The sequence below is a fragment of the Bacillus sp. AR8-1 genome (assembly GCF_008042345.1).
Taxonomy (GTDB): Bacteria; Bacillota; Bacilli; order Bacillales; family Bacillaceae_G; genus Bacillus_A; species Bacillus_A cereus.
Genome location: NZ_QNUB01000025.1, coordinates 25,487 through 47,584 on the forward strand (window position 1 = coordinate 25,487; position 22,098 = coordinate 47,584).

Sequence of the window (22,098 nt, forward strand, 5' to 3'; positions counted from 1 at the left end):
ATAAAATTTATTAACAATTAAGGGGGAAGAAAAAATGGGTGTACAAAACATTGTTGTAATTGGTGCAGGGCAAATGGGATCAGGAATTGCACAAGTATGTGCAATGGCAGGATATGACGTGAAGGTACAAGATTTAAAACAAGAGCAATTAGATAGAGGATTGGCTATCATTACGAAAAACTTAGCGCGCCAAGTAGAAAAAGGACGCATGAAGGAAGAAGAGAAGGAAGCGACATTAAATCGTCTTACAGTAACGCTTGATTTAGATTGTGTGAAAGAAGCGGATCTTATTATTGAAGCAGCTGTTGAGAAAATGGATATTAAAAAGAAAATCTTTGCGAATCTAGATGAAATTGCTCCAGAACACGCAATTTTAGCGACGAATACGTCATCTCTGCCAATTACAGAAATTGCAGCGGTAACGAAGCGTCCGGAAAAAGTAATCGGCATGCACTTTATGAATCCAGTTCCAGTTATGAAGCTTGTTGAGATTATTCGTGGTTTGGCTACAGATGATGCAGTATATGAAGCAATTGAAGATATTACGAAAAAAATTGGGAAAGTGCCAGTTGAAGTAAATGATTTCCCAGGTTTTGTATCAAACCGCATTTTGCTACCGATGATTAACGAAGCAATTTATACGTTATACGAAGGTGTAGCGACGAAAGAAGCAATTGATGAGGTCATGAAGCTTGGTATGAACCATCCGATGGGGCCTTTGACACTCGCTGATTTTATCGGTTTAGATACGTGTTTATACATTATGGAAGTGTTGCATGAAGGATTAGGAGATAGTAAATATCGCCCATGTCCGTTATTACGTAAGTATGTAAATGCAGGATGGTTAGGGCGTAAAACAGGTCGTGGATTCTACGTTTACGAATAAATGCCCCTTTTGTTACAAAATAGTGGTCTTACCAAATTATTTAAAGGATATATAGCAAATGGAGGCGGAATATATGAACTTTCGTTTTAATGAAGAGCAGCAAATGATGAGGAAAATGGTTCGGGATTTTGCACAGAAGGAAATTGCTCCCTTTGTTCCTAGTATGGAACAAGGGGTGTTCCCGAAAGAGATTTTGCAAAAGATGGGTGAGCTTGGATTAATGGGTATTCCAGCGCCTGCAAAATACGGCGGGGCAGAAATGGATTTTATTTCTTATATTCTAGCCATTGAGGAAATCTCAAAGGTAAGTGCAACAGTTGGTGTAATTTTAGCTGTACATACGTCAGTTGGAATGAATCCGATTTTATATTTCGGAACAGAAGAACAGAAGAAAAAATATGTTTCTAAACTTGCAACCGGGGAATATTTAGGCGCATTTGCTTTAACAGAGCCAAATGCAGGATCAGATGCAGGGAGTTTGAAATCAAGAGCTGTCAAAAAAGGCGATCATTATATTATTAATGGATCGAAAGTGTTTATTACAAATGGTGGTGAAGCAAGTACATACATTGTATTCGCTTCTACAAATCCAGAGGCAGGAAAAAGTGGTATTTCTGCATTTATAGTAGAGAAAGATACACCTGGTTTAATCATCGGAAAAGATGAACATAAGATGGGGCTCCTTGGTTCTCGTACAGTACAACTTACTTTTGAAGATATGAAAGTACCAGCGGAGAATTTACTTGGGGAAGAAGGACAAGGATTCAAGGTGGCGATGGCGAATTTAGATGTTGGGCGAATTGGAATCGGTGCACAGGCGTTAGGAATTGCTGAAGCGGCGCTTGCATGTGCGATTGATTATGCAAAAGAACGAGAACAATTTGGGAAACCAATTGCGGCGCAGCAAGGGATTGGCTTCAAGCTTGCAGATATGGCAACAAGTGTCGAAGCAGCAAGGTTACTCGTATATAGAGCGGCGTCTCTTAGGGCACAAGGATTACCATGCGGTAAAGAAGCATCTATTGCGAAATTATTTGCTTCTAAGACAGCGGTTGAAGTCGCGATTGAGGCGGTGCAAGTATTTGGTGGTTACGGTTATACGAAAGAATATCCAGTAGAACGATTTTTCCGTGATGCGAAGATCACGCAAATATATGAAGGAACAAGTGAAATACAGAAACTTGTTATTAGCCGTGCTTTATAAAAGGGCGAGGGGGAGACGGAGATGCATTTTAAACTATCAGAAGAACATGAAATGATAAGAAAAATGGTTCGAGATTTTGCTAAAAATGAAGTAGCACCAACAGCAGCTGAGCGTGATGAGGAAGAGCGATTTGATCGAGAGTTATTTGATCAAATGGCAGAGCTTGGTTTAACCGGTATTCCATGGCCTGAAGAGTACGGCGGAATTGGAAGCGATTACTTAGCTTACGTAATTGCGATTGAAGAATTATCTCGAGTTTGTGCTTCAACAGGTGTAACACTATCTGCGCATACTTCACTTGCGGGATGGCCAATTTTTAAATTTGGGACAGAAGAACAAAAGCAAAAGTTTTTACGACCGATGGCTGAAGGGAAGAAAATTGGTGCATACGGCTTAACGGAGCCAGGATCTGGATCGGATGCTGGTGGAATGAAGACAATCGCAAAGAGAGATGGCGACCATTATATTTTAAATGGATCAAAAATTTTCATTACAAATGGCGGTATTGCTGATATTTATGTTGTTTTTGCGCTAACTGATCCTGAATCGAAGCAGCGTGGTACGAGTGCATTTATTGTAGAAAGTGATACACCGGGATTTTCAGTTGGGAAGAAGGAGAGCAAGCTAGGGATTCGCTCTTCACCAACGACTGAAATTATGTTTGAAGATTGCCGTATTCCAGTAGAGAATCTACTTGGAGAAGAGGGGCAAGGATTTAAAGTTGCGATGCAAACATTAGATGGAGGTCGTAACGGTATTGCGGCGCAAGCTGTTGGTATTGCACAAGGGGCTTTAGATGCTTCTGTAGAATATGCAAGGGAGCGCCATCAATTTGGAAAACCAATTGCGGCGCAGCAAGGGATTGGCTTTAAACTTGCGGATATGGCAACAGATGTAGAAGCGGCACGCCTTTTAACATATCAAGCGGCTTGGCTTGAATCAGAAGGGCTTCCGTATGGAAAAGAATCAGCGATGTCAAAAGTATTTGCAGGGGATACAGCGATGAAGGTGACGACTGAAGCGGTGCAAGTATTTGGTGGTTACGGTTATACGAAAGATTATCCAGTAGAGCGTTATATGCGAGATGCAAAGATTACACAAATATATGAAGGAACACAAGAGATTCAGAGGCTTGTAATTTCTCGTATGTTAACGAAGTAGGAACGAAAGCGTAGGTATTCTCCTACGCTTTTTCCTTCCAAAAAATAATAGAGAGAGGTGAAGGGAATGGTTAAACATAATGTACATGCATCGGTGAAAGATGAAAAATTAGTTGCGTTAAGACGTGAACAAATGATTAAAGGTGCGGTGCAACTGTTTAAACAAAAAGGATTTCCGCGTACAACAACGAGAGAGATTGCAAAAGCGGCTGGATTTAGTATAGGGACACTTTATGAGTACATTCGTACAAAAGATGATGTTTTGTATTTAGTTTGTGATAGTATATATGAACATGTAAAAGAACGATTAGAGGAAGTAGTGTGTACAGAAAAAGGGAGTATAGAAAGTTTAAAGATAGCGATAAAGAATTACTTTAAAGTGATGGACGAATTACAAGAAGAAGTATTAATTATGTATCAAGAAGTACGTTTTTTACCGAAAGAATCTCTCCCATATGTATTAGAAAAAGAGTTTCAAATGGTAGGGATGTTTGAGGATATTTTAGAACAGTGTACGGAAAATGGAACATTTATATTAAATAAAAAAGAAATACAGCTTCTTGCACATAATATTTTTATACAAGGACAAATGTGGGGGTTTAGACGTTGGGCACTGCAAAAACTGTATACGCTCGAAGAATATACAGAAATGCAAATTAGGTATGTGTTGCAAGGTGCCCATATGCTTCCGAAATAAGGAACAGACAAATTATTAATTTTATTACCATATAAAAGTTTCACGTTTTTTTTGTAGCATATTTGTGCGACTTTTGTTTATAATGAATAGTATGGATTTTTTTAGGCAGACCGTTATATATAAGGTTATATTTGATGAAAGGAAGTGCCGCATAAGTGAATTTTAAGCAATATTCACCAGAAGAGCTAAAAGAATGTTCAATGATTGAAGTTGTACATAGCGTTTTAGGGGATAAAAGACAAGCAACGACATTCAACGAGTTGGTTCAAGAAATCGCTCAAGTGCTGGGACTATCTCAAGAGCAAGTTAATGCGAAACTCGCACAATTTTATACAGACTTAAACATCGATGGACGTTTCATTAATTTAGGAGAAAATCGTTGGGGACTACGCAGCTGGTACCCATATGAGCAAATTGATGAAGAAATCTTACCGCAGCCAAAACCGAAGAAGAAACGTAAAGTTGAAGAAGACGGTTTTGACGACTACATTGAAGAAGATGAAGATGACTTTGACGATGCAGACGGAAATGCAGACGAAGAAGATGATGTAGAAGATTTGGACAAGGTTCTTGAAGATGAAGACGGAGATGACGACGATCTTGATGATTTAGAAGAGGATGAAGACGACGACTTCGCTGAAGAAGAACTTGAGTATGATGAAACTGAAGAAGAAGAAGAGGAAGAACTGTAGTTCTTGACTTTTCATTATCGTCCATGTAGAATCATTTTTGGGCTCTTTAAAAAAGGACGATAATACTTTTAAAGTGTAAATATAAAAGAAAATTGCTCCCTACTTATTACTTTATGTGATGAGGGGAGCAATTTTCTTTTTTGTTTTTTGTTTAGAAAATAAAAAGAGTCTAACAATAAGATGGATACAGTGTTATCTACATACGTTGCGCTTTGCAACGGTGATTATATAACAGCAAAATAGAAGGGAGCTTTTTCATGACTAAGTATATTTTTGTAACAGGCGGTGTAGTATCGTCTTTAGGGAAAGGTATTACAGCAGCATCTCTTGGAAGACTTTTAAAAAATCGTGGTTTAAATGTAACGATTCAAAAGTTTGATCCATACATTAACGTAGACCCAGGGACTATGAGCCCATACCAACACGGTGAGGTATTCGTAACAGATGATGGCGCAGAAACTGACTTAGACCTTGGTCACTATGAGCGTTTTATCGACATTAACTTAAACAAATACAGCAACGTAACAACAGGTAAAATTTACTCTTCAGTTCTTCAAAAAGAGCGTCGCGGTGAATATTTAGGAGGAACAGTTCAAGTTATTCCTCACATTACTAACGAAATTAAAGAGCGCGTATATCGTTCTGGCCGTGAAACAAATGCGGATGTTGTTATTACAGAAATCGGTGGAACTGTTGGTGATATCGAGTCTCTACCATTCTTAGAAGCAATCCGTCAAATTAAGAGCGACATCGGTCGTGACAATGTAATGTACATTCACTGTACGTTAATCCCGTACTTAAAAGCAGCGGGTGAAATGAAAACAAAACCAACGCAACATAGCGTTAAAGAACTTCGTAGCTTAGGTATTCAACCAAACATTATCGTTGTTCGTACAGAACTTCCTGTTTCTCAAGATATGAAAGACAAGCTTGCATTATTCTGTGACATCGATACAAAAGCAGTTATCGAAGCTCGCGATGCAGATACTTTATATGCGGTTCCATTATCTCTTCAAGAACAAAACATGGACCAAATCGTTTGTGACCACTTAAAATTAGACAATCCAGCTGCAGATATGACAGAGTGGACTGCGCTAGTTGATAAAGTACGTAACCTTTCTAAGAAAACAAAAATCGCTCTTGTTGGTAAATATGTAGAACTTCAAGATGCGTATATTTCTGTTGTAGAAGCACTCCGTCATGCTGGTTACTCATTCGACACAGATGTAGAAGTGAAATGGGTAAATGCTGAGCACGTGACAGCAGAAAATGTACAAGAATTAGTAGGAGACACAGATGGTATCCTTGTACCAGGTGGCTTCGGCGATCGTGGTGTAGAAGGTAAAATCGTTGCGATTCAATATGCTCGTGAAAACAAAGTTCCATTCTTAGGAATTTGCTTAGGTATGCAACTTGCATCAATTGAATTCGCACGTAATGTATTAGGTTTAGAAGGTGCTAACTCTTCTGAAATCAATCCTGATACGCCATATGCAATCATTGACTTATTACCAGAACAAAAAGATGTAGAGGACTTAGGTGGTACACTTCGTCTTGGTCTATACCCATGTAAGCTTGCTGAAGAAACAAATGCTTACAATGCTTATAATGAGCCGGTTGTATATGAGCGTCATCGTCATCGTTATGAGTTCAACAACCAGTTCCGTCCGGATATGGAAAAAGAAGGATTCGTATTCTCTGGTACAAGCCCAGACGGCCGTCTAGTTGAAATCATTGAATTAAAAGACCACCCTTGGTTCGTGGCAGCACAGTTCCACCCAGAACTTGTTTCTCGTCCAAACCGTCCACAACCATTGTTCCATGACTTCGTAAGAGCTTCTATTACGAATAAAGAGAGCAAGTAATAAAAAAAGCGCCTGAAATAAGGCGCTTTTTTTAATATTCATTTAACATTTCATCGATTGTAAATTTGATTCCGTGATAAGCAAATAAAGCTACTATTAAGCTTGGGAATCCGTAGCGATTACCTTCATCGTCTGGAATAAGACCTTTTAACAATTTTGTATCAATATGTACGTCTGTATATTGTTCCAGTGATTCCGTACCTTTTTGAAGAGCAGAAATGCCGACAATAGAGTGTCCCTCTTCTTGTAGTTTTTTTGCAATTTCTACAACCGCTTCATCTGTTGAAAAACGGCTAATAAGAAGTACACGATCCGCAGAGGTTACTTCTGCTTCTTTACCATTTTCAAATAAGCGTTTTGCTTGCTTCATTGGTTCAGCACCGAATAGTGCTTCGGCAACAACGCCCTCCATTTCATTTGTACCATATAAATAAATGAAACCATCGCCAACTAGTGCTTGAGCAAGTAAACGAGCACTATCTTCTATATTCATTTCCTCTTTTTGAGAAACTCTGGAGAAATAACCACTTAATTGAGTTGAAAAAATTTTTAACATAATGTTACTCCCTTCGTACGTGTTTGCCGGCTTTCATTATAGTTTATTTTTTTAGAAAGGTGAAATCGTAGGGTAGCATAACAAAATAGGAAACGGTAAAATAAGAAAGAATAGGAAGGAATTTGCCAAAGAATAGCGAAAATAAATCGTTAAGATATAAGAAGCTTTAAATCTTGTACTTACACAGAAAGGTTGGGAATTATGGAAGGTAAAATTTTAATCGTTGATGATCAATATGGGATTCGTGTGTTATTACATGAAGTGTTCCAAAAAGAAGGTTATCAGACATTCCAAGCAGCGAATGGATTTCAAGCTTTAGATATCGTGAAAAAAGATAATCCAGATTTAGTAGTGTTAGATATGAAAATTCCAGGCATGGATGGTATAGAGATTTTAAAGCATGTAAAAGAAATTGATGAGAGTATTAAAGTCATTTTAATGACTGCTTATGGAGAGCTTGATATGATTCAAGAAGCAAAAGATTTAGGTGCTTTAATGCATTTTGCTAAACCATTTGATATTGATGAAATTCGTCAAGCTGTGAGAGAGCAACTTGCTGTAGAGGCGTAAAAAATGAATTTTTTATAAAAAATATGGAAAAAAGCGTTTACATGGACTATTGAGCAGGTGAATACAGTTGAGTTTTTGAGTACAAGTTGTTATCCTATTGAGTGTAGAAAAAAGTCCGGTAGGTAAATATACATAATTTACCTTATCCTGGTCATACTACCAGCGATAAGAATTTATCGGATACAAAAAACGTTTTTTAGGAGGATTCACCATGCCTTTAGTTTCTATGAAAGAAATGCTAAACAAAGCACTAGAAGGAAAATACGCAGTTGGTCAATTCAACATGAACAACTTAGAGTGGACTCAAGCTATCTTAGCTGCTGCGGAAGAAGAAAAATCTCCTGTAATCCTAGGTGTATCTGAGGGTGCAGCTCGTCATATGACTGGTTTCAAAACAGTTGTAGCTATGGTTAAAGCTTTAATCGAAGAAATGAACATCACTGTTCCTGTAGCGATTCACCTTGACCATGGTTCAAGCTTTGAAAAATGTAAAGAAGCAATCGATGCAGGTTTCACATCTGTAATGATCGACGCTTCTCACCACCCATTCGAAGAAAACGTTGAAACTACTAAAAAAGTAGTAGAATACGCACACGCTCGTAACGTATCTGTTGAAGCTGAGCTTGGGACAGTTGGCGGACAAGAAGACGACGTAATCGCTGAAGGCGTAATTTACGCTGATCCTGCAGAGTGTAAACACCTTGTTGAAGCAACAGGTATCGATTGCCTAGCTCCAGCTTTAGGTTCTGTACACGGTCCTTACAAAGGTGAGCCTAACTTAGGATTCGCTGAAATGGAACAAGTTCGTGACTTCACTGGCGTACCTTTAGTATTACACGGTGGTACTGGTATCCCAACTGCTGATATCGTAAAAGCTATCTCTTTAGGTACTTCAAAAATCAACGTAAACACTGAGAACCAAATCGAGTTTACAAAAGCTGTTCGTGAAGTATTAAACAAAGACCAAGAAGTTTACGATCCTCGTAAATTTATTGGACCTGGCCGCGACGCTATTAAAGCAACTGTTGCTGGTAAAATGCGTGAGTTCGGTTCTAACGGTAAAGCGTAAGAATAAAATTCCGTTTTGGAAACCGTCTAGTCTTTTAGACGGTTTCCTTTCGTTGTATAATGAAAGCGTGAACAAGTCGAAAGATTTTATCATTTTTGGTGTTTAAATAGAAAATAATGTGCATAGTCCTATTAATAAATGTGATAACGTATCTAAATTGATAAAGTGAATTCGATGAATAGTTGATCTTTATCTATTCGTGCTACAGGAGAAATGAAGATAATGGTTTCCTATTTATTGAGTTTTGGGATGGAAAGAGTAATTGAGATTCTTAAGGGGAGCTTTCTATAAAAAGATAGAAAGTAAATACATTCACAAGAAGGGAGCTCAATATGGAAAAATTGCTAATTGAAGGCGGAAGAGCTTTAAATGGAACAATTCGAGTAAGCGGTGCAAAGAACAGTGCTGTTGCATTAATTCCAGCGACAATTTTAGCAGATACTCCAGTAACTATTGGTGGTGTCCCTAATATTTCGGACGTGAAAATGTTAGGCGACTTACTAGAGGAAATTGGAGGGAAAGTAACTTATGGACAGGAGGAAGAGATGGTAGTCGATCCTTCTAACATGGTTGCAATGCCTTTGCCAAATGGAAAAGTGAAAAAATTGCGCGCTTCTTATTATTTAATGGGTGCGATGCTTGGCCGTTTTAAAAAAGCTGTTATTGGGCTTCCGGGTGGATGTCACTTAGGACCGAGGCCGATTGATCAGCATATTAAAGGGTTTGAAGCGCTAGGTGCACATGTTACAAATGAACAAGGTGCCATCTATTTAAGAGCAGATGAACTACATGGAGCACGTATTTATTTAGATGTTGTTAGTGTGGGGGCTACGATTAATATTATGCTAGCAGCTGTACGAGCAAAAGGTAGAACTGTTATTGAAAATGCAGCGAAAGAGCCCGAGATTATTGATGTAGCTACATTGTTAACAAGCATGGGAGCGCGTATTAAAGGTGCTGGTACAGATGTAATCCGAATAGATGGTGTGGACTCTTTACATGGTTGTCACCATACTATCATCCCAGATCGTATTGAAGCTGGTACGTATATGATTCTAGGAGCTGCATCAGGAGGAGAAGTAACGGTTGATAACGTTATTCCTCAGCATTTAGAATCAGTTACTGCTAAGCTAAGAGAAGCTGGTGTTCAAGTTGAAACGAATGATGATCAAATTACAGTGAACGGTAATAGAAAGTTAAAAGTAGTTGATATCAAAACGCTTGTATATCCAGGTTTTCCAACAGATTTACAACAGCCGTTTACGACGCTTTTAACAAAGGCGCACGGGACGGGAGTTGTAACAGATACAATTTACGGTGCCCGTTTCAAACACATTGATGAATTACGTCGTATGAATGCTCAAATTAAAGTAGAAGGTCGTTCGGCAATTGTAACTGGTCCTGTGTTACTGCAAGGTGCAAAAGTGAAGGCGAGTGATTTACGAGCGGGAGCAGCACTTGTTATTGCAGGGTTAATGGCAGATGGAATTACAGAAGTAACAGGACTTGAGCATATTGATCGAGGTTATGAGAATATAGTGGACAAGCTTAAAGGGCTTGGAGCAAACATTTGGCGAGAACAAATGACAAAACAAGAAATTGAAGAGATGAAGAACGCATAAGTGATACTTCCGTAAGGGGGAAGCGAAGCATCACTACTTGCGGAAGTACACTTTATAGAAAAACACGGTTCACAAAATACGGCAGAAATATAAAGACTTAAAGGAGAGGGATTATTGTGGAAAGAAGTTTATCTATGGAGTTAGTACGTGTAACAGAGGCTGCAGCATTATCATCAGCGCGTTGGATGGGGCGCGGGAAAAAGGATGAGGCAGACGGTGCAGCAACATCAGCTATGCGTGATGTATTTGATACAATTCCGATGAAAGGTACAGTCGTAATTGGTGAAGGTGAGATGGATGAAGCACCAATGCTATATATCGGAGAGAAATTAGGTACAGGATATGGACCACGTGTAGACGTTGCGGTTGATCCTTTAGAAGGGACAAACATCGTAGCAGCTGGTGGCTGGAATGCTCTTGCTGTTATTGCAATTGCAGACCACGGTAATTTGTTACATGCTCCTGACATGTACATGGATAAAATCGCGGTTGGCCCAGAAGCAGTTGGGGCAGTCGACATTGATGCGCCTATTATTGATAACTTACGTGCAGTTGCGAAAGCGAAAAATAAAGACATTGAAGATGTTGTAGCAACAGTTTTAAACCGTCCACGTCACCAAGCAATTATCGAAGAAATTCGTAAAGCTGGTGCTCGTATTAAATTAATTAACGATGGAGATGTAGCTGGAGCAATTAATACAGCGTTTGACCGTACAGGTGTAGATATTTTATTTGGATCTGGTGGAGCACCTGAAGGTGTATTAGCAGCAGTTGCTTTAAAATGTTTAGGTGGAGAAATTCACGGAAAACTATTGCCACAAAACGAAGCTGAATTAGCACGTTGTAAAAAAATGGGCATAGAAGACATTAATCGTATCCTTCGTATGGAGGACTTAGTAAAAGGTGACGATGCAATCTTTGCAGCAACAGGTGTAACAGATGGTGAACTATTACGTGGTGTTCAATTTAAAGGTAGCGTAGGAACAACACAATCTCTTGTTATGCGTGCAAAATCAGGTACAGTTCGCTTTGTAGATGGTCGTCATAGCTTAAATAAAAAACCGAACTTGGTTATTAAGTAAAAGGTGGAAGCGGCTCGCTCAGAATCGCAGGACATTGGAACTCTCGACCTTGAAGCGCTCTTTGCTTCGAGTGAGAGAGTGAAATGACCGGAGATTCTAGCCGCTGGAACTGGATTTAAGTAAAAAGCGTAAGCAGCTTGTTCAGAATGGGAGGGGGATGGAGCTTCTGACGTAGAGGCGCTTTTTGCCTCGCAGAAAGAAGTGAAGCCACCGACCATTCTAGCTGCTGAAGCTGGATTAAGTAAAAAGCGTAAGCGGCTCGTTCAGAAAGGTTAAAATGGTCGATCTTTTTAACTATCGGAGCCGGAACTAAATTAAATAAGAAGCGAAGACAAATTTTCTTGTCTTCGCTTCTTGTATTTGTGTTCCAACGTATTGATTAAAACTAGATAAAAGGGTTACAATAGTGAATATTACCCTACTTGAACTTATTGCCTTTCATTATTAATTATTTGCCTTCCGTATTTTTTCCCTTTACCCATGAAAAAAGAGAATAACGTTAAAGTGTGGTGTCTGAATGAATTTGTCAATTGCAGCATTAGAAAACATGAAATTAAAAGAGTTATACGAGCTTGCGAAAGAATTTAAGATTTCGTATTATAGCAAGTTAACGAAAAAAGAGTTAATCTTTTCTATTTTGAAAGCTCGAGCAGAAAAAGAAGGTTTCTTTTTCATGGAAGGCGTATTAGAAATTATTCAATCAGAAGGATTTGGATTCCTACGTCCTATCAACTATTCTCCAAGCTCAGAAGATATTTATATCTCAGCTTCGCAAATTCGTCGTTTCGATTTACGTAATGGAGACAAAGTTTCTGGTAAAGTACGACCTCCGAAAGAAAATGAACGCTATTTTGGGTTATTACAAGTTGAAGCTGTAAACGGAGATGATCCAGATTCAGCAAAAGAGCGTGTGCATTTCCCTGCATTAACACCATTATACCCAGATCGCCAAATGAAATTGGAAACGGAACCGAAAAAGTTACCGACACGTATCATGGATTTAATCGCACCAGTTGGATTTGGACAACGTGGTTTAATTGTTGCGCCTCCAAAGGCTGGTAAAACAAGTCTATTAAAAGAAATTGCACACAGTGTTACAACAAATCATCCAGAAGCAGAATTAATTGTGCTTTTAATTGATGAGCGTCCAGAGGAAGTAACAGACATTGAACGTTCTGTTAAGGGCGACGTTGTAAGTTCTACTTTTGATGAAGTACCAGAAAATCATATTAAAGTAGCTGAACTTGTGTTAGAACGTGCAATGCGTCTTGTAGAGCACAAAAAAGATGTTATCATTTTAATGGATAGTATTACCCGTTTAGCGCGAGCTTACAACCTCGTTATTCCGCCAAGTGGTAGAACATTATCGGGTGGTATCGACCCAGCGGCTTTCCATAGACCGAAGCGTTTCTTTGGAGCTGCACGTAATATTGAAGAAGGCGGTAGCTTAACGATTTTAGCAACAGCCCTTGTTGATACAGGATCTCGTATGGACGATGTTATTTACGAGGAATTTAAAGGAACTGGAAATATGGAACTTCACTTAGATCGTTCGTTAGCTGAACGTCGTATCTTCCCAGCGATTGATATTCGTCGTTCTGGTACACGTAAAGAAGATCTATTAATTCCAAAAGAGCATTTAGACAAGTTATGGGGCATTCGTAAAACAATGCGTGATACACCAGACTTTGTTGAAAGTTTCTTACGTAAGCTTCGTCAAACGAAGACAAACGAAGAATTTTTACAAAACATTGTTGCAGACTCGAAAAGATATGTAACAACTAAGTAAAGGGAAAAGATTGGGACTCGCTTATTTTATAGTAAGCGAGTTTTTTATGCCTTTTAGGTGATATTAAGGAGAGAAATAAGTGGGAGAACCTTAGCTGGTCAGAGCAGAACGAACCGCCTCCACTTTAAGGTGATATCTAGCTCCAGCGGCTAGAATGGTAGGTGGCTTCGCGTCTTCCTACGAGGTAAAAAGCACCTCTACGTCAGAAGCTCCATCCCCCTCCCATTCTGAACGAGCCGCTTCTGCTTTTAAATTGTATCTAGTTCCGACGGCTAGCTCTTCGTGTCTAAGAACCTCCCGCACTAAAGGTAAAAAAGCACCTTTTGTGCGAGAGAACCTTAGCCAGTCAGAGCTAAACGAGCCGTCTACACTTTAAATTTCAAAAGACAAAAACAGGTAGTTGCAAAATGAAGTTAGCCTTGTTATAATTTCATCATATGTGTTTCATCAATATAGTTGTGTATGCAGCTGAAGATGAAAAACTCTGTTTCGAAAATGATTCAGGGCGGAAGGAGATGAAAAGAATGAAAGCAGGAATTCACCCAGATTACAAGAAAGTTGTATTCATGGACACAAACACAGGCTTCAAATTCTTAAGCGGGTCTACTAAAGGCTCTAGCGAAACTGTTGAGTGGGAAGATGGTAACACTTATCCATTACTAAAAGTTGAGATCAGTTCTGATTCTCACCCATTCTACACTGGACGTCAGAAGTTTGCTACTGCAGACGGACGCGTTGATCGCTTCAATAAGAAATACGGTATCAAGTAATAAAAACATAAAACAGGCAAGTGTATGTATTCGCTTGTCTGTTTTTTTTGTGAAAATATTATACCTTTACCCTACTTTTAACTAAAAAGTAGATGAAAGGAGAGCTTCATGTACTTAATAAATCAAAATGGCTGGATTGAAGTGATTTGCGGTAGTATGTTTTCTGGTAAATCAGAAGAGTTAATCCGCCGTGTGCGCCGTACGCAATTTGCGAAACAACATGCAATTGTATTTAAACCATGTATTGATAATCGCTATAGTGAAGAAGACGTTGTATCACATAACGGATTAAAGGTAAAAGCAGTTCCTGTTTCAGCTTCAAAAGATATATTTGAACATATCACTGAAGATATGGATGTAATTGCAATCGATGAGGTACAATTCTTTGATGGGGACATTGTGGAAGTGGTGCAAGTATTGGCAAATCGTGGCTATCGTGTCATTGTAGCTGGTTTAGACCAAGATTTCCGTGGTCTACCATTTGGACAAGTTCCTCAGCTGATGGCGATTGCTGAACATGTAACAAAGCTACAAGCAGTATGTTCTGCATGTGGATCTCCGGCAAGTCGTACACAACGATTAATTGATGGAGAACCAGCGGCATTTGATGATCCGATTATTTTAGTTGGGGCTTCAGAATCGTATGAGCCACGCTGTCGTCATTGTCATGCAGTTCCTACAAACAAAGATAAGTAAAACTCGCTGCGCAAGGCGGGTTTTTTTCAGAATAGAGAGTGTGGGTGGTGTGAGCCGCTTACGCTTTTAAATATAATTTGCGTTTTTTTGAGTAAGTACCATATACTATTTGTATTAGATACTAGGATGTAGAGGTGAATGATGTGTTAGATCGTTTGCAAGCTGTAGAAAATCGTTATGAGAAGTTAAATGAATTGTTAAGTGACCCAGAGGTTATTAGCGATACAAATAAACTTCGTGAATATTCAAAGGAACAGTCTGATATACAGGAAACGGTAGAGGTGTATCGTGAGTATAAGGATGTTCGTGAGCAATTAAAAGATGCGAAAGCAATGTTAGAAGAGAAGTTAGACGCAGAAATGCGTGACATGGTAAAAGAAGAGGTTTCTGAGTTAGAATCACAAGAAAAAACGTTATCAGAACGTCTGAAAATTTTACTAGTTCCAAAGGACCCTAATGATGATAAGAACGTTATCGTTGAGGTTCGTGGGGCTGCTGGTGGCGACGAGGCCGCTTTATTTGCTGGTGACTTATACCGTATGTATAGCCGTTACGCTGAGGTACAGGGCTGGAAAACGGAGATTATCGAGGCTAGCTATACAGAGTTAGGTGGATATAAAGAGATTATCTTTATGATTAACGGTAAAGGTGCTTTCGCGAAGCTGAAATTCGAGAATGGTGCTCACCGTGTACAACGTGTTCCTGAAACGGAATCTGGTGGACGTATTCATACATCTACAGCAACTGTAGCTGTATTACCAGAGGCAGAGGAAGTAGAAATCGACATTCACGAGAAAGATGTTCGTGTTGATACATTCGCTTCTAGTGGTCCTGGTGGACAAAGTGTTAATACAACGATGTCAGCGGTACGTTTAACGCATTTACCGACTGGTGTAGTTGTATCTTGTCAGGATGAGAAATCACAAATTAAGAATAAAGAAAAAGCGATGAAAGTATTACGCGCACGTGTTTATGATAAGTTTAGACAAGAAGCACAAGCTGAATATGATCAAAACCGTAAACAAGCTGTTGGTACGGGTGATCGTTCAGAGCGTATTCGTACGTATAACTTCCCGCAAAACCGTGTTACAGACCATCGAATCGGTTTAACGATTCAAAAGCTAGATCAAATCTTACAAGGTAAGTTAGATGATTTCATCAATGCCTTAGTGATGGAAGATCAGGCTCAAAGGATGGAGGCAGCTGAGTAATGCGTGTCTATGAAGCCCTGAAATGGGCTTCTTCTTTTTTACAGGAAAATGGACGAGATGAAAATGCGGGAGAAATTGTCCTTTGTCATGTATTAAAGATGAACAGAACAGGATTACTTATGAATATGCGTGAAGAAATAAATGAGGAACAAGAGGCAAGCTTTACGGAGTTTATCCACAAGCATGTAGAAGGTATTCCTATTCAATATATGATTGGTTATGAAATGTTTTATGGCCGGTCGTTCTTTGTGAATGAAGAAGTATTAATACCAAGACCGGAAACAGAAGAGCTTATAGTAGGAGTATTAGAAAGAATTGAGCGCCATTTTGGCGACAAGGAACTACATGTAGCAGATATAGGCACAGGTAGTGGAGCGATTTCTATTACGCTTGCTTTAGAAAATAAAAATCTCCACGTGTATACAGTAGATATTGCACAAGAGTCGATTGAAGTTGCAAAAGAAAATGCAAAAGCTTTAGGTGCAGAAGTAACGTTCTATCACGGTGATTTATTGTCACCATTTCATAAAACGGGTCAAAAGCTAGATGTTGTTGTTTCAAATCCTCCATATATACCGGAAGAGGATTGGCGTGGTCTTTCTCCTGTTGTGAAAGAGCATGAGCCGAAGAGAGCGCTTGTTGGTGGAGAAGACGGATTAGATTTTTATCGCCGTTTTATGGAAGAATTGCCGAATGTGTTGCAGGAGAAAGCAATTGTAGCGTTTGAAATTGGAGTAGGACAAGGTGAGGATGTAAAAAGATTGTTACAACAAGCTTTTCCACATGCCCATGTTGAGGTTGTTTTCGATATTAACGGAAAAGACCGTATGGTATTTGCAGAGATGGAGTAAGGTTCACACCTTACTCCATTTTTTTGTGGGAAAATTCATATAGATTTTGAATTTAATAGTTTAGAAATATGAAAGTCTGTCCACACTGTTTGTAGAGGGGACGGTGGAGGAAATGAAAAAACAAGTTATTGCTTATCTTCTTATATTATTAATTGGTGCACAGTTACTTGTGCAGTTTGGATATATGAAAGCTGATGCAAAAGGGCCTTCAGTTATTCCGAAAGAGGCCGTTCGATTACGAATTTTAGCAAATAGTGATTCAGATAAAGACCAGGCATTAAAGCGTAAAGTGCGTGATGAAGTAAAAGCACAAATTGATGGATGGGTAGCGGATTTAACTTCATTTGAAGAGGCGCGCAAAGTAATTCAAAGTCATATTCCAGAAATCGAGAAAACGGTGGAAAATACGTTAAAAAGAGAAGGAAGTAAAGAATCATTTCAAGTGAAATTTAGTAAGAATGTAAAGTTTCCTACAAAGGTATATGGGAATTTTATTTATCCAGCAGGAGAATATGAAGCGGTATTGATTACAATTGGAGAAGGTGAAGGGGCGAACTGGTGGTGTGTATTATTTCCACCAATGTGTTTCTTAGATTTTTCGAGTGGGACAGCTGTAAGAAAAGAAGAGCACGTTGTGAAGGCGGAATCTCCTGAAGAGGAGCAGGTGAAACAACTAGATGAGGAAGTAGTAAATACAGAAGAGAAGAAAGTGGATAAGGTAAAAGAAACGAAAGTTATAAAACAGGAAGTGGTAAAAAAAGTAACATCTTCTGAAAAGAAAGTAGTAAAAAATGAAACAAAAGTTGAAGAGCAGCCTGTAAGTAAAGAAGAAACAAAAACTGTGGAAAAAGTGGAGAAACCTGTGGAGAAAAAACAAGAAAAGCAAAATGAGTATGTAAAAGTAGAAGAGGAAGAAGAAAAACCAGAAGTTAAATTGTTTATTGTAGAAGCTTTTACATCTTTATTCTCTAAATAGTACTATTGATAAATCCCTCCTCATATATAAAAATGAGGAGGGATTTATTATGAAGAAAGTGTATTTTGCTACGAAAGCAGATGTGGAAAGATTACATTCTTTTTTCGGACAAGCTAATAAAAAAGATGATAAAATAAATGAGTTGTACGCACAATTTATGATTTTGGAAGAGGCGGAAGAAATAAGAGCTGTAATTGGTTATGAACAAAGTGGGGAAGATGTACTTATTCGTTCTTGTTTATTCACACCTCATGTGGATAAACAGACTTTCTTATATTTTTTTGAAACGTTTTTGCAGTATATGAAAGAAAAAAGTGTTCAACAATTGTACTTACTAACAAATCATCCACAATCTGTACCGATCTTTCAGTTTTTTGACTTTTTTACTATAGAAAAGGATGAGGTTCCAGAGGGAATTCAACAGCTAGAACATTTTTGTAAAAATATAAAAGAGCAGAATGCAATAATACTAAATTGTCAGCTATTCACAAAGTTATCCACGGATTAATTAGGTTTATCCACATTTTGTGGATAAACCTTGTTTGTCTTTTGGATAAATCTCATAGTAAACTAAAAATAGACAAGTATTTAAGGGTAGAAAAGGACGTGGAAAAAAATGCATACAAATATGTGGGTTGTGGATAATGTTGTGGAAAGAAAAAAATATTATCCACAGTTACAAGAAGCAGCAAAATTATTAAGAGAAAATGAGGCGGTTGCTTTCCCTACGGAAACAGTATATGGGTTAGGTGCAAACGCGATGGATGATGAAGCAATCGCGAAAATTTTCGAAGCGAAAGGAAGACCGAGTGATAATCCACTTATTGTCCACATAGGTACAAAATCTCAGTTAGATGGGATTGTGAAAGAAATTCCACCAGTTGCAGAGAAGTTAATGGCGCATTTTTGGCCAGGACCATTAACAATTATTTTGCCGAGAAAAGAAGGGATTTCAGAGAGGGTGACGGCGGGACTTAATACGGTTGGGGTAAGAATGCCTGATCATCCAGTTGCACTTGCTCTTATTGAAGAGGCGAATGTACCTGTTGCGGCACCAAGTGCGAATCGTTCAGGGCGTCCAAGTCCAACACTAGCTTCTCACGTATATGAAGATTTGAATGGGAAGATTGCAGGTATTGTTGATGGTGGTGCAACTGGAGTAGGTGTTGAATCAACAGTAATTGATTGTACAAGCACGGTTCCAACAATATTACGTCCAGGTGGGATTACGAAAGAACAATTAGAAGCGGTGATAGGTATCGTTTCTTTAGATCCAGCTTTAAAGGATGAGAAGGAAAAACCGAAATCACCTGGAATGAAATATACACATTATGCGCCGAAAGCACCACTTAGTATTGTTGAGGGCTCACGTGAGTTTATTCAGCATCTTGTGGATGAGAAAAAGGAAGAAGGATTTAAAGTAGGTGTATTAACGACGGAAGAGTATCAGCATGTATATAACGCAGATGTTATATTGTCTTGTGGTGTTCGAAGTGACTTAGCTAGCGTTGCGACTAAACTATATGATGTACTTAGAACATTTGATGCAAGTGAAGTGGATGTTATTTTTAGTGAGTCGTTCCCTAATGAAGGAATAGGAAATGCTATTATGAATCGTTTAACAAAAGCGGCAGGACATCATATTATTATTGAATGATAAGGTACGATTAGCAAACAGAATATTTCTCCTTGGATAAGCATATTGTGAAGTAGCACGTCCAAGGAGGGGCATGAATGACGTTTGAACAGCTAATACCTTTAATAATTATGGCATTCGCCTTAGGGATGGATGCGTTCTCGGTGAGTCTTGGTATGGGGATGATGCCCCTAAAGTTAAGACAAATCCTGTATATTGGTATGACGATAGGGATATTTCATATTATTATGCCGTTTATAGGGATGGTACTAGGTCGTTTTTTATCAGAGAAGTATGGAGAGATTGCACATTTTGCGGGTGCTATTTTATTAATCGGACTAGGTTTTTATATCGTATATTCGACCATTTTACAAAATGAAGAGACTAGAACTGCCCCTATTGGAATTAGCTTATTCGTATTTGCATTTGGCGTTAGTATAGATAGTTTCTCAGTAGGGCTTAGTCTTGGCATTTATGGGGCACAAACAATCATTACGATATTACTTTTTGGATTTGTTAGCATGTTATTAGCATGGATTGGTCTATTAATTGGTAGACATGCGAAAGATATGCTCGGTACATATGGCGAGATAGTAGGTGGCATCATTTTGGTTGGATTTGGATTATATATCCTTTTTCCTATATAATTTTATGTAGGAGGGAATTATGAACAAGCTATTGGAATGGTATGTTAAGTTTTTAACCTTCTTTCCTCGATGGCTAAGAATACTTATAATTTGGGGTATTATTTTGCAAATTTCGATGTTAGGTTGGATTAAGTTAATTCGTGAATGGTGAGATGGTTCCTTTCTGTGAATATTTTGTTGGTACTATATTTATTGCACTAAAAATTACAGATATAGAAAGGATGAGATGAATGACGAGATTGAAGCAAGTTTTCGGTATTATTATTAGTTTTTTTGTTTTTTGGTTTAGTATGCTCGGTGTACAAATGTTTGCTGAGTTTTTAGATATTGAGTCATTGAAATTTGTTGCAGGAAAGACTGAGGCGGCGCGTACCTTTTACTCTCCGTACCCGTTTTTAATTGTTTTTCTTATTACACTGCTTTCCCTATACTTCTTCGTAATGAAGCTAGGGAAACCGAAAAAAGAAAAACTGCCTACTTTAGAGGAAAAGAAGGAAGAATTACAATGATAAAAATCCCCTGCTAAAAAGCAGGGGATTTTTATGTTTGAGTGATGGCAGGAATCGATTCTGAGCGAGCCGCTTCCACTTTTAGATTGGCCTAACTAATTCAAATTGTTCTCCTAATTTTGCATAGTTGTGTCCTGCTAGGCGGCTTATTGGTTTGAGTCCTTCTGCGTGAATGCGCCCTTTTTCATATAGATGTTCGGCAACGTGGAAACGAACGACGCGTCCAATTAGTAGATCACAAGCTGGTGAGTCTTCTGTTCCACCAAGTGGAATTGCACGTTCTAATACGCATTCCATTCGAATATTTGCTTCTTTTACACCTGGAACGGAGATGACTTCACTTTCAATTGGTGTTAGTTTTGCTAGTTCAATTTCACTTTCATTTGGCGGGAGATTAGCTGCTGTTTCATTAATTGCTGCTACATATGATTCGTCAGAAATATGTACGACAAATTCACCTTTTTCAATTGCGTTTCGGGAAGTGTCCTTTCTTTCTCCGGCTTTTCGTTGTACAGATACTGAGATAAGTGGTGGATTAGCAGCGACAATATTAAAATAACTATATGGTGCGCCGTTTAATACACCGTCTTTTGTTAAAGAAGTAACGAATGCGACAGGGCGAGGGATGATACTTCCAGTAAGTAATTTGTAATTATCTTTTTCAGTTTGTTCATTTGGATTAATGGATAACATGCTTGTAATCCCCTTTCTAAATATGAATACTTATTGTTTGTTTACAAGATAACGATGAGAAAATCCTGCTGGAAATAATATTTTGTTTCATAAAAAGAACTTACTTCAATTGTAATGAAGTAAGTTCTTTTTCAAGAATCTCAAATCTGAGATAAAAATTAAAGTAAAACGTATGCGCCAGGTCCGATTAAAGCTACACCAACAGCAACAGCGATTAACATTAAGTTATATTCATATCCATTTTGTGTTACCCAGTAACCATTTTTTCCGTGAACAGTGAAGATAGCCATTAACATTGTTCCAACGATAAATAATGAACCAACTACAATGAAAATACCTGATGCGAATAAGAAACCACCTAGTAATTCAGTTGCGCCAGCCATAAATGCCATAAATACACCAGGGCGTAAACCGATTGACTCCATCCAGCCACCTGTTCCTTTTAAACCGTAACCGCCGAACCAACCAAATAATTTTTGAGCGCCATGACCCATGAATGTAATTCCTATAATAAGACGAATAATAAGTAGACCGAAATCCATCATTTTTAAAAACCTCCTAAAAGTTATTAACTTACCTTACGTAAGTAATAATAAAATAGTTACTTACTTTAGTCAAGTGGATTTTGAAAAAAGTTTGAATTAAATTTTACAAATTAACAACAAAAAATAAAATGTAGTAAAGACCTCTAGACAAGTTGGGCAAAAAAAGAGAAAATATAAATAGAAGTTAACTTCTTATTGTTATTCAGACAATCAGAATTGACTGGAATTTTGTGAAGCGCTACAATAAGAGTCTATTAGTAATGACGTAATTTATTTCGAAAGCGTTTTTACAGTATAATATTCGAAGTATGAAGTCTTACATGTATCCCGAGCTTTACTAGGGATTGCCCTATAAACTTTTAGGTAAATTAT

24 protein-coding genes are annotated in these 22,098 nt (G+C 38.3%); 21 read left to right on the forward strand and 3 right to left on the reverse strand.

Annotation, left to right across the window (positions count from 1 at the left end; genetic code table 11):
* Positions 1-34 precede the first annotated feature (34 nt).
* The 6 genes from DN400_RS19060 (at position 35) to pyrG (ending at position 6,504) form a co-directional block, all read left to right on the forward strand.
* Complete coding sequence (locus DN400_RS19060) at positions 35-886, forward strand: 3-hydroxybutyryl-CoA dehydrogenase (protein WP_000538874.1); 852 nt, start codon at positions 35-37, stop codon at positions 884-886.
* Positions 887-959: 73 nt separating this feature from the next.
* Entirely contained in the window at positions 960-2,090 is a 1,131-nt protein-coding gene (locus DN400_RS19065; RefSeq protein WP_001011175.1) for an acyl-CoA dehydrogenase, read from the forward strand.
* Between the two features lie 21 nt (positions 2,091-2,111).
* Positions 2,112-3,251: an acyl-CoA dehydrogenase AcdA gene (gene acdA / locus DN400_RS19070; protein ID WP_000545543.1), complete on the forward strand. Its 1,140-nt coding sequence runs from the start codon at positions 2,112-2,114 to the stop codon at positions 3,249-3,251.
* A 66-nt stretch (positions 3,252-3,317) separates the two neighbouring features.
* On the forward strand, positions 3,318-3,947 hold the full coding sequence (locus DN400_RS19075; RefSeq protein ID WP_098236370.1) for a TetR/AcrR family transcriptional regulator: 630 nt from the start codon (positions 3,318-3,320) through the stop codon (positions 3,945-3,947).
* Positions 3,948-4,102: 155 nt separating this feature from the next.
* Positions 4,103-4,639: a DNA-directed RNA polymerase subunit delta gene (gene rpoE, locus DN400_RS19080; protein ID WP_001009771.1), complete on the forward strand. Its 537-nt coding sequence runs from the start codon at positions 4,103-4,105 to the stop codon at positions 4,637-4,639.
* 257 nt (positions 4,640-4,896) lie between these two features.
* On the forward strand, positions 4,897-6,504 hold the full coding sequence (pyrG, locus tag DN400_RS19085) for a CTP synthase (protein WP_060632967.1): 1,608 nt from the start codon (positions 4,897-4,899) through the stop codon (positions 6,502-6,504).
* A gap of 31 nt (positions 6,505-6,535) precedes the next feature.
* Here the strand turns inward: pyrG and DN400_RS19090 are convergent, their stop codons facing one another.
* A complete protein-coding gene (locus DN400_RS19090; RefSeq protein WP_016079640.1) occupies positions 6,536-7,060 on the reverse strand; it encodes a DUF2529 domain-containing protein in 525 nt (174 codons plus the stop codon).
* A gap of 201 nt (positions 7,061-7,261) precedes the next feature.
* On the opposite strand from DN400_RS19090, the gene spo0F reads away from it, so the two are divergent.
* From spo0F to DN400_RS19165, 15 genes are all read left to right on the forward strand, one after another.
* The gene (gene spo0F / locus DN400_RS19095) at positions 7,262-7,630 is read left to right on the forward strand and encodes a sporulation initiation phosphotransferase Spo0F (RefSeq protein WP_000398593.1); all 369 of its coding nucleotides are present in this window, start codon (positions 7,262-7,264) and stop codon (positions 7,628-7,630) included.
* Positions 7,631-7,841: 211 nt separating this feature from the next.
* Positions 7,842-8,699: a class II fructose-bisphosphate aldolase gene (locus DN400_RS19100; RefSeq protein WP_001131852.1), complete on the forward strand. Its 858-nt coding sequence runs from the start codon at positions 7,842-7,844 to the stop codon at positions 8,697-8,699.
* A 332-nt stretch (positions 8,700-9,031) separates the two neighbouring features.
* A complete protein-coding gene (murA, locus tag DN400_RS19105) occupies positions 9,032-10,321 on the forward strand; it encodes a UDP-N-acetylglucosamine 1-carboxyvinyltransferase (protein WP_000413248.1) in 1,290 nt (429 codons plus the stop codon).
* Positions 10,322-10,437: 116 nt separating this feature from the next.
* Positions 10,438-11,403, forward strand: coding sequence for a class II fructose-bisphosphatase (glpX, locus tag DN400_RS19110; RefSeq protein ID WP_000442336.1), 966 nt, complete (start codon positions 10,438-10,440; stop codon positions 11,401-11,403).
* A 517-nt stretch (positions 11,404-11,920) separates the two neighbouring features.
* Positions 11,921-13,192: a transcription termination factor Rho gene (gene rho / locus DN400_RS19120; RefSeq protein ID WP_001053903.1), complete on the forward strand. Its 1,272-nt coding sequence runs from the start codon at positions 11,921-11,923 to the stop codon at positions 13,190-13,192.
* A 524-nt stretch (positions 13,193-13,716) separates the two neighbouring features.
* Positions 13,717-13,962 carry a type B 50S ribosomal protein L31 gene (locus tag DN400_RS19125; RefSeq protein ID WP_000643435.1) on the forward strand — a complete coding sequence of 82 codons (246 nt, stop codon included), beginning with the start codon at positions 13,717-13,719 and terminating at the stop codon, positions 13,960-13,962.
* A 108-nt stretch (positions 13,963-14,070) separates the two neighbouring features.
* On the forward strand, positions 14,071-14,658 hold the full coding sequence (locus DN400_RS19130; RefSeq protein ID WP_000280851.1) for a thymidine kinase: 588 nt from the start codon (positions 14,071-14,073) through the stop codon (positions 14,656-14,658).
* A gap of 143 nt (positions 14,659-14,801) precedes the next feature.
* Positions 14,802-15,869, forward strand: a complete 1,068-nt coding sequence (gene prfA / locus DN400_RS19135; RefSeq protein WP_000887066.1) for a peptide chain release factor 1 — start codon at positions 14,802-14,804, stop codon at positions 15,867-15,869.
* Positions 15,869-16,720, forward strand: a complete 852-nt coding sequence (gene prmC / locus DN400_RS19140) for a peptide chain release factor N(5)-glutamine methyltransferase (RefSeq protein WP_001267024.1) — start codon at positions 15,869-15,871, stop codon at positions 16,718-16,720. The genes prfA and prmC overlap by 1 nt, the downstream gene beginning before the upstream one ends.
* Before the next feature lie 112 nt (positions 16,721-16,832).
* Positions 16,833-17,696: a stage II sporulation protein R gene (spoIIR, locus tag DN400_RS19145; RefSeq protein ID WP_043924870.1), complete on the forward strand. Its 864-nt coding sequence runs from the start codon at positions 16,833-16,835 to the stop codon at positions 17,694-17,696.
* Between the two features lie 49 nt (positions 17,697-17,745).
* The gene (locus DN400_RS19150; protein ID WP_097877280.1) at positions 17,746-18,204 is read left to right on the forward strand and encodes a GNAT family N-acetyltransferase; all 459 of its coding nucleotides are present in this window, start codon (positions 17,746-17,748) and stop codon (positions 18,202-18,204) included.
* Positions 18,205-18,312: 108 nt separating this feature from the next.
* On the forward strand, positions 18,313-19,353 hold the full coding sequence (locus DN400_RS19155; protein WP_147801865.1) for an L-threonylcarbamoyladenylate synthase: 1,041 nt from the start codon (positions 18,313-18,315) through the stop codon (positions 19,351-19,353).
* A gap of 77 nt (positions 19,354-19,430) precedes the next feature.
* On the forward strand, positions 19,431-19,979 hold the full coding sequence (locus DN400_RS19160; protein ID WP_000142477.1) for a manganese efflux pump MntP: 549 nt from the start codon (positions 19,431-19,433) through the stop codon (positions 19,977-19,979).
* A gap of 19 nt (positions 19,980-19,998) precedes the next feature.
* Positions 19,999-20,130 carry a hypothetical protein gene (locus DN400_RS29955; RefSeq protein ID WP_023523564.1) on the forward strand — a complete coding sequence of 44 codons (132 nt, stop codon included), beginning with the start codon at positions 19,999-20,001 and terminating at the stop codon, positions 20,128-20,130.
* A 79-nt stretch (positions 20,131-20,209) separates the two neighbouring features.
* Complete coding sequence (locus tag DN400_RS19165) at positions 20,210-20,488, forward strand: DUF3935 domain-containing protein (protein ID WP_147801866.1); 279 nt, start codon at positions 20,210-20,212, stop codon at positions 20,486-20,488.
* 81 nt (positions 20,489-20,569) lie between these two features.
* Here DN400_RS19165 and DN400_RS19170 read toward each other — a convergent pair whose 3' ends face one another.
* Both DN400_RS19170 and DN400_RS19175 read right to left on the reverse strand, forming a co-directional pair.
* Positions 20,570-21,181 (reverse strand): flavin reductase family protein, encoded by a 612-nt coding sequence (locus tag DN400_RS19170; RefSeq protein WP_000949045.1) that lies wholly within the window; start codon positions 21,179-21,181, stop codon positions 20,570-20,572.
* A gap of 158 nt (positions 21,182-21,339) precedes the next feature.
* A complete protein-coding gene (locus DN400_RS19175) occupies positions 21,340-21,726 on the reverse strand; it encodes a DoxX family protein (RefSeq protein WP_000968616.1) in 387 nt (128 codons plus the stop codon).
* Positions 21,727-22,098 lie beyond the last annotated feature (372 nt).

Excerpts from the sequence above, each read along its gene's own strand:
- DN400_RS19060 (WP_000538874.1), top strand. The coding sequence starts at position 35 with ATGGGTGTACAAAACATTGTTGTAATTGGTGCAGGGCAAATGGGATCA.
- DN400_RS19065 (WP_001011175.1), top strand. The coding sequence starts at position 960 with ATGAACTTTCGTTTTAATGAAGAGCAGCAAATGATGAGGAAAATGGTT.
- acdA (WP_000545543.1), top strand. The coding sequence starts at position 2,112 with ATGCATTTTAAACTATCAGAAGAACATGAAATGATAAGAAAAATGGTT.
- DN400_RS19075 (WP_098236370.1), top strand. The coding sequence starts at position 3,318 with ATGGTTAAACATAATGTACATGCATCGGTGAAAGATGAAAAATTAGTT.
- pyrG (WP_060632967.1), top strand. The coding sequence starts at position 4,897 with ATGACTAAGTATATTTTTGTAACAGGCGGTGTAGTATCGTCTTTAGGG.
- DN400_RS19090 (WP_016079640.1), bottom strand. The coding sequence starts at position 7,060 with ATGTTAAAAATTTTTTCAACTCAATTAAGTGGTTATTTCTCCAGAGTT.
- spo0F (WP_000398593.1), top strand. The coding sequence starts at position 7,262 with ATGGAAGGTAAAATTTTAATCGTTGATGATCAATATGGGATTCGTGTG.
- DN400_RS19100 (WP_001131852.1), top strand. The coding sequence starts at position 7,842 with ATGCCTTTAGTTTCTATGAAAGAAATGCTAAACAAAGCACTAGAAGGA.
- murA (WP_000413248.1), top strand. The coding sequence starts at position 9,032 with ATGGAAAAATTGCTAATTGAAGGCGGAAGAGCTTTAAATGGAACAATT.
- rho (WP_001053903.1), top strand. The coding sequence starts at position 11,921 with ATGAATTTGTCAATTGCAGCATTAGAAAACATGAAATTAAAAGAGTTA.
- DN400_RS19125 (WP_000643435.1), top strand. The coding sequence starts at position 13,717 with ATGAAAGCAGGAATTCACCCAGATTACAAGAAAGTTGTATTCATGGAC.
- DN400_RS19130 (WP_000280851.1), top strand. The coding sequence starts at position 14,071 with ATGTACTTAATAAATCAAAATGGCTGGATTGAAGTGATTTGCGGTAGT.
- prmC (WP_001267024.1), top strand. The coding sequence starts at position 15,869 with ATGCGTGTCTATGAAGCCCTGAAATGGGCTTCTTCTTTTTTACAGGAA.
- spoIIR (WP_043924870.1), top strand. The coding sequence starts at position 16,833 with ATGAAAAAACAAGTTATTGCTTATCTTCTTATATTATTAATTGGTGCA.
- DN400_RS19150 (WP_097877280.1), top strand. The coding sequence starts at position 17,746 with ATGAAGAAAGTGTATTTTGCTACGAAAGCAGATGTGGAAAGATTACAT.
- DN400_RS19155 (WP_147801865.1), top strand. The coding sequence starts at position 18,313 with ATGCATACAAATATGTGGGTTGTGGATAATGTTGTGGAAAGAAAAAAA.
- DN400_RS19160 (WP_000142477.1), top strand. The coding sequence starts at position 19,431 with ATGACGTTTGAACAGCTAATACCTTTAATAATTATGGCATTCGCCTTA.
- DN400_RS29955 (WP_023523564.1), top strand. The coding sequence starts at position 19,999 with ATGAACAAGCTATTGGAATGGTATGTTAAGTTTTTAACCTTCTTTCCT.
- DN400_RS19165 (WP_147801866.1), top strand. The coding sequence starts at position 20,210 with ATGACGAGATTGAAGCAAGTTTTCGGTATTATTATTAGTTTTTTTGTT.
- DN400_RS19170 (WP_000949045.1), bottom strand. The coding sequence starts at position 21,181 with ATGTTATCCATTAATCCAAATGAACAAACTGAAAAAGATAATTACAAA.
- DN400_RS19175 (WP_000968616.1), bottom strand. The coding sequence starts at position 21,726 with ATGATGGATTTCGGTCTACTTATTATTCGTCTTATTATAGGAATTACA.